The 5,418-nt window shown below is 65.3% G+C and carries 4 protein-coding genes; all 4 read left to right on the top strand.

The features are described from left to right. The first annotated feature begins 7 nt into the window (after positions 1 to 7). The 4 genes from BRAD285_RS22575 (at position 8) to BRAD285_RS22560 (ending at position 5,287) form a co-directional block, all read left to right on the top strand. Positions 8 to 988: an alpha/beta hydrolase gene (locus BRAD285_RS22575; protein WP_035645639.1), complete on the top strand. Its 981-nt coding sequence runs from the start codon at positions 8 to 10 to the stop codon at positions 986 to 988. Continuing rightward, complete coding sequence (locus BRAD285_RS22570; protein WP_006610941.1) at positions 988 to 2,721, top strand: cyclic peptide export ABC transporter; 1,734 nt, start codon at positions 988 to 990, stop codon at positions 2,719 to 2,721. Before BRAD285_RS22575 ends, BRAD285_RS22570 begins: the two co-directional genes overlap by 1 nt. A 131-nt stretch (positions 2,722 to 2,852) precedes the next feature. Further along, on the top strand, positions 2,853 to 3,941 hold the full coding sequence (locus BRAD285_RS22565; RefSeq protein ID WP_006610940.1) for a GNAT family N-acetyltransferase: 1,089 nt from the start codon (positions 2,853 to 2,855) through the stop codon (positions 3,939 to 3,941). Between the two features lie 14 nt (positions 3,942 to 3,955). Then, positions 3,956 to 5,287, top strand: coding sequence for a lysine N(6)-hydroxylase/L-ornithine N(5)-oxygenase family protein (locus BRAD285_RS22560; RefSeq protein WP_035645636.1), 1,332 nt, complete (start codon positions 3,956 to 3,958; stop codon positions 5,285 to 5,287). The last annotated feature ends 131 nt before the right edge of the window (positions 5,288 to 5,418 follow it).

Below are 5,418 nucleotides of genomic sequence, written 5' to 3'. Positions count from 1 at the left end.
GGTGATCATGGGCCTTCATCCCGACATCGCAGCGTTGCTCGACATGATCCAGCTCGGCACGGAATCCGGCGCGCGCATTCCGTTTCCGCAGCTCACACCGGCACAGGCGCGCGCTGATTTCGACGCCTCGTCGCCGCTGCTGGATGTCGATCCGCCGCCGCTCTCGCATGAGAGGCAGTTGTCCCTGCCGATGCGCGACGGCGCGGAGATCGCAGCCCGGCTCTATGCGCCGCGGATACCCGACTGCGCCGCGCCGCTGCCGGTGCTGCTCTACATGCATGGCGGCGGCTTCGTCGTCGGCAGCCTCGATTCGCACCAGCCGCTGTGTCGCGGGCTTGCGAGCGACAGCGCTGCGGCCGTGCTGTCGATCGGCTACCGGCTTGCGCCCGAGCATCGGTTTCCCACCGCGTTCGAGGATTGCGTCGACGCGCTCGCCTGGATCGGGCGCGAGGGGCCTGCGGCCGGCCTTGATCCTCAGCGTATCACGGTCGGCGGTGACAGCGCGGGTGGCACGCTGGCCGCAGCGCTGGCCATCGCCGCCCGCGACGACAGCACCTTGCCGCAACCTCTGCTCCAGGTGCTGGCCTATCCCGGCCTCAGCCCGCAGCAGGTCACCGAGTCCTACGCGAAATACGGCTCCGGCTTTCTGCTGGAGCGCGAGACCGTGGACTGGTTCTTCAATCACTATCTGCGCGATGACGCCGACCGGACCGATTGGCGGTTCGCGCCGCTGGCCGCGCCGGATCTGTCCGGCGTCGCGCCCGCGATGCTGCTGCTGCCCGAGTTCGATCCCTTGGTCGCCGAGGGACGGGACTATGCCGCGCGGCTTCTCGCGGCCGGCGTTGCCGTCGATCTGAAGATCTATCCCGGCATGATCCACGAGTTCCTGCGGATGGGCAACGTCGTGCCGGACGCGCTGCAGGCGCGTGGCGACATCGGCGCCCGGCTCGCGCTCGCCTTTGCCCAGCAAACCGGAGTCGGCTGCTGATGACGACCTCATCCAATCCCGGGATCGTCCATGCCGGCAGCCTGCTGCGGCCGTACTGGAAGCTCGTTCTCTGCGGCATTCTGCTTGGCCTCGTCGGCGGCGCCAGCGTCGCCAGCCTGCTCGCCGTGGTGAACAGAGGCCTTTATGCCGGCTCCGACGATGTCGGCAGCCTGATCGCCTCGTTTGTCGGGCTGTGCGTGCTGATCGTGGTCGGATCGGTCGGCTCTGATATCAGCGCCAACGTCGTCGGCCAGCGCATCATCGCTTCGCTGCGCAAATCCTTGGCCGCCAAGATCCTCATGGCGCCGATCGATCAGCTGGAATCCTACCGGACACACCGGCTGATTCCCGTGCTGACGAAGGACGTCGATGCGATCAGCGATTTCGCCTTCTTCTTCCCGGCCTTCCTGGTCTCCGGCGTCATCGTGGCCGGGTGCCTGGTCTATCTCGCCGTGCTGTCCTGGCCGCTGTTCCTGGTCGTGGCGGCGCTGATCGCGCTCGGATCTTTTGCGCATTTTCTGGCGCGCCGGCGCGGCATGTCCGGGTTCAATCTCGCGCGCCAATATGAGGACGATCTCCAGAAGCATTACCGGACGATCGCCGAGGGCGCCAAGGAGCTGCGTCTGCACCGGCCGCGGCGGCATCATGTGCATGTCGACCTGATCCAGCGCACCGTCGAGCGGATCAGCGACGTTCAGATCAGCGCCATCAATCTGCTGGTGACCGCGCGCGCACTCGGCACGGTGCTGCTGTTCCTGGTGATCGGCACCGCGCTCGTGCTGCGGCCGCTGCTCTGGCCGGACAGTCCACCATCGGTCTCGAGCGGCTTCGTCCTGGTGCTGCTGTTCATGCGCGGTCCGATCGATCAGCTGATCGGCATGCTGCCCTCGCTCGGACGCGCGCAGGTCGCGATGCGGCGTATCGCCGAACTCTCCGAGCGCTTCGCAACCGCCGAGCAGGACCTGCTCGCCGACCCGGTGCAAGCCACCGGCGAGCAGATCGACTCCATCGAGCTGCGCGGAGTCTCCTATGCCTTCGCGCCGGCTGCCGGTGACAAGCCGTTTGTGCTCGGGCCGATGGATCTGCGCATCGGCCGCGGCGAGATCGTCTTCATCGTCGGCGAGAATGGCAGCGGCAAGACGACGCTGATCAAGCTGCTGCTCGGCCTCTATGTCCCCGATGGCGGCGAGCTGCTGCGTGACGGCGTGCCCGTCGTGAGCGAGACACGGGACGACTACCGTCAGCTCTTCACCACGGTGTTCTCCGATTATTACCTGTTCGACACGCTGCTCCAGCAGAGTGGCGCCACGCCGGATTTCGCGCAGCGCTATCTCGACCGTCTCGAGCTCGCGCACAAGGTCTCGGTCGACAACGGAGCATTCTCGACCACCGACCTGTCGACTGGCCAACGCAAGCGTCTCGCGCTGATCAATGCCTGGATCGAGGAACGTCCGGTGCTCGTCTTCGACGAGTGGGCCGCCGATCAGGACCCGGCATTCCGCCACATCTTCTATACCGAGCTGCTCGCCGACCTGAAGCGGCTGGGAAAGACCATCATCGTGATCTCGCACGATGACCGCTACTTCCACTGCGCCGACCGGATCGTTCGGCTGCGCAATGGACGGATCGAAGAGGATGAACCTGCGCGACGCGGCGAAGTGCCGCGGGCGAAGCGTTCGCCGAAGTCACGAGTCAAAGACGACGTCGCGTCACGCGAGCCGACGCGGGCGTGAGCTCGCCGCTTTGTAACTAATCTAGATCGAGAGAGCGCCGGCCGGCTTGTCTTGGACGCTTGGACAAATTTACATCCTGAACGGGAGCGGACGGTGGTGAAGCTCGCGCAGGGCAACAGAGTGAGGGGCAGATGAACGCAAGCGCGCGCTTCGATGCAAGAATCGATGCGAGAGTCGACGGAGGAGGGACCTTTCAGGCCGGCGCCGATCTCGCGCTGTCGGTCGTCCGCGACAATGCAAGCATCCGCGTGATGGCCGACGGTGAGGCGTTGCTGTCGCTTCGGTTCGACAGTGAGCGAGGCGTGCTGGCTGTCTCGAGCGGTCCTGGCGATTCCCGCCAAATGGGACGCGGGCTATCCGCCGCGGCCGAAGCGCTGTTTGGCTGGCATCCGTCGCTTGAACAGCTCGTGCTCGATCTCGGAGAGCGGCAGGCGACCGCATCGGAGCTGGCGCGCGACGGCCTCGTGGTGCTGGTGGATGGCGCGCCGGTGTTGCTGCCGGAGATGCTGATGCAGCGGCGGGAGAGCTGGCTGACGGATGCGGCGCGGCCGTCCTATCCGCTGTCCTATGTGATGAGCGACGGCAAACGGCATCCGCGACGGCCGCCGAAGCCGGCCGGCCGCGTTTATGGCCGCTTTATCCCCTGGCTCTCGGAAGTGATCAGCTTTCGTGTCGTCCACGTCGAGCGGGATCTCGCGCTCGTCCACCGCTGGCTCAACGATCCCAGGGTGGATGCGTTCTGGAACGAGGCCGGAGACCTCGACAAGCACCGCCAGTATCTCTCCAAGATCCTGGCGGACCCGCACATGCTGCCGTTGATCGGCTGCTTCGGCGAGCGGCCATTCGGCTATTTCGAGCTGTATTGGGCCAAGGAGAACCGGATCGCGCCGTTCTACGACGCCGGCGACCATGATCGCGGCTGGCATGTCATCGTCGGCGAGGACGCGTTTCGCGGCCGGGACTTCATCACCGCATGGCTGCCCTCGCTCATGCACTACATGTTCCTCGACGATCCCCGCACCATGCGCATCGTCGGTGAGCCCGCGGCCGCCCACGTTCAGCAGCTGCGCAACCTCGATCGCGCCGGCTTTTCCCAGATCAAGACTTTCGACTTCCCGCACAAGCGAGCAACCCTGGTCATGTTGCTTCGTGAACGTTTCTTCGGCGATCGGCTGTGGCAGCCGGCAGCCAAGGACGCTGTCCTCGAGACCCAACGCTGACGGAGCATCACCTCATGTCCTATCAACTCGCATCGGAATATGATGTCGTCGGCGTCGGCTTCGGGCCGTCCAACCTGGCGCTGGCGATCGCGCTCGACGATTGCGCCAGGCATCAGCGGCAGAGCTGCCGCGCGCTGTTCGTGGAGCGGCAGCCCAACTTCAAATGGCATGGCGGCATGCTGCTCCCCGGCAGCAACATGCAGATTTCGTTCCTGAAGGATCTTGTGTCGCTGCGTGATCCGACCAGCCCGTTCACCTTCATCAACTATCTGCACAAATCGGGACGGCTGCTCGACTTCACCAATTGCAGGACGTTCTATCCGAGCCGCATCGAGTTCAACGACTATCTGGGCTGGGTCGCGGGCCAGTTCGGCAGCATGGTCGCGTATGGCGAGACGGTGGTCGCCGTCGAGCCGGTCAGCTCCGGCCAGTCGGTCGCCGCGCTTCGCGTAGTGACCCGGACGCAGGACGGAACGGAGCAGTCGCGCGTCGCGCGGAACCTTGTCGCCGCTGTCGGTGGCGTGCCACATGTCCCCGCCATGTTCCGGGCGATCGCCGGCGATCGCAGGATGGTGCATACGAGCGGCTATCTCGAATCGCCGGTCATCGGCGAGATGAAGGGGAGGGCGCCTCGCGTCGCGGTGATCGGCGGCGGCCAGAGTGCTGCGGAGGTCACGCTCGATCTGAGCGAGCGGCATCCGGATGTGCGGATCGATCTCGTGTTCCGCGGACATGCGCTCAAGCCGTCGGACAGCAGCCCGTTCGTCAACGAGATCTTCAATCCGGACTACACCGATTATTTCCATTCACGCGAGCAGAGCCAGCGGGCCGCGATTATCAGTAGCTTCCGCAACACCAACTATGCCGTGGTCGATCCGGATCTGCTCGATCAGCTCTACCGTATGACCTATCAGCAGCGCGTCTCTGGCGAGCGAAAGCTTGCGCTCCATCCGCGCAGCGAGATCGTCAGCGCCGAAGCCGGCTTGGACGGGATTACGCTCGAGCTGTTTAACAAGGACGAGGACGTCCGGCATCGGGAAACCTATGACGTAGTCGTGCTGGCAACCGGCTATGAGCGGTCGCCGATCCCGACCTTTCTCGATCCGATCAGCCGCTACATCGAGAGCAGCGCGCTGGAGCGCGACTATCGCCTCCAGACCAGCCCGGGCTTTCGGCCGCAGGTCTATCTGCAGGGCTGCTCGGAGATCTCGCACGGCCTGAGCGACACGCTGCTGTCGGTGCTGCCGATGCGCGCCCAGGAGATCACGGCGTCGCTCGTGCCGAGCATGGCCGGACGGCGCAGCCCGGAGCAGGGGCCGCACGTGGTCGAGCCGGTCTATTCGTAAGGAGCGGAGGCGTCGACCGGGATGAGCCGGCACGCCACTCCTTGGTGATGACCGTGGCGCCTTTGAAGCGGCACGGCGGATGAGCATCGGTGGTCGTCGTGATTGCGCATGTTGGAAGGCCGGGACTCTGG

This window comes from Bradyrhizobium sp. ORS 285 (assembly GCF_900176205.1).
In the GTDB taxonomy this organism is placed as follows: domain Bacteria; phylum Pseudomonadota; class Alphaproteobacteria; order Rhizobiales; family Xanthobacteraceae; genus Bradyrhizobium.
This window is presented reverse-complemented; position numbering and strand designations above follow the sequence as displayed.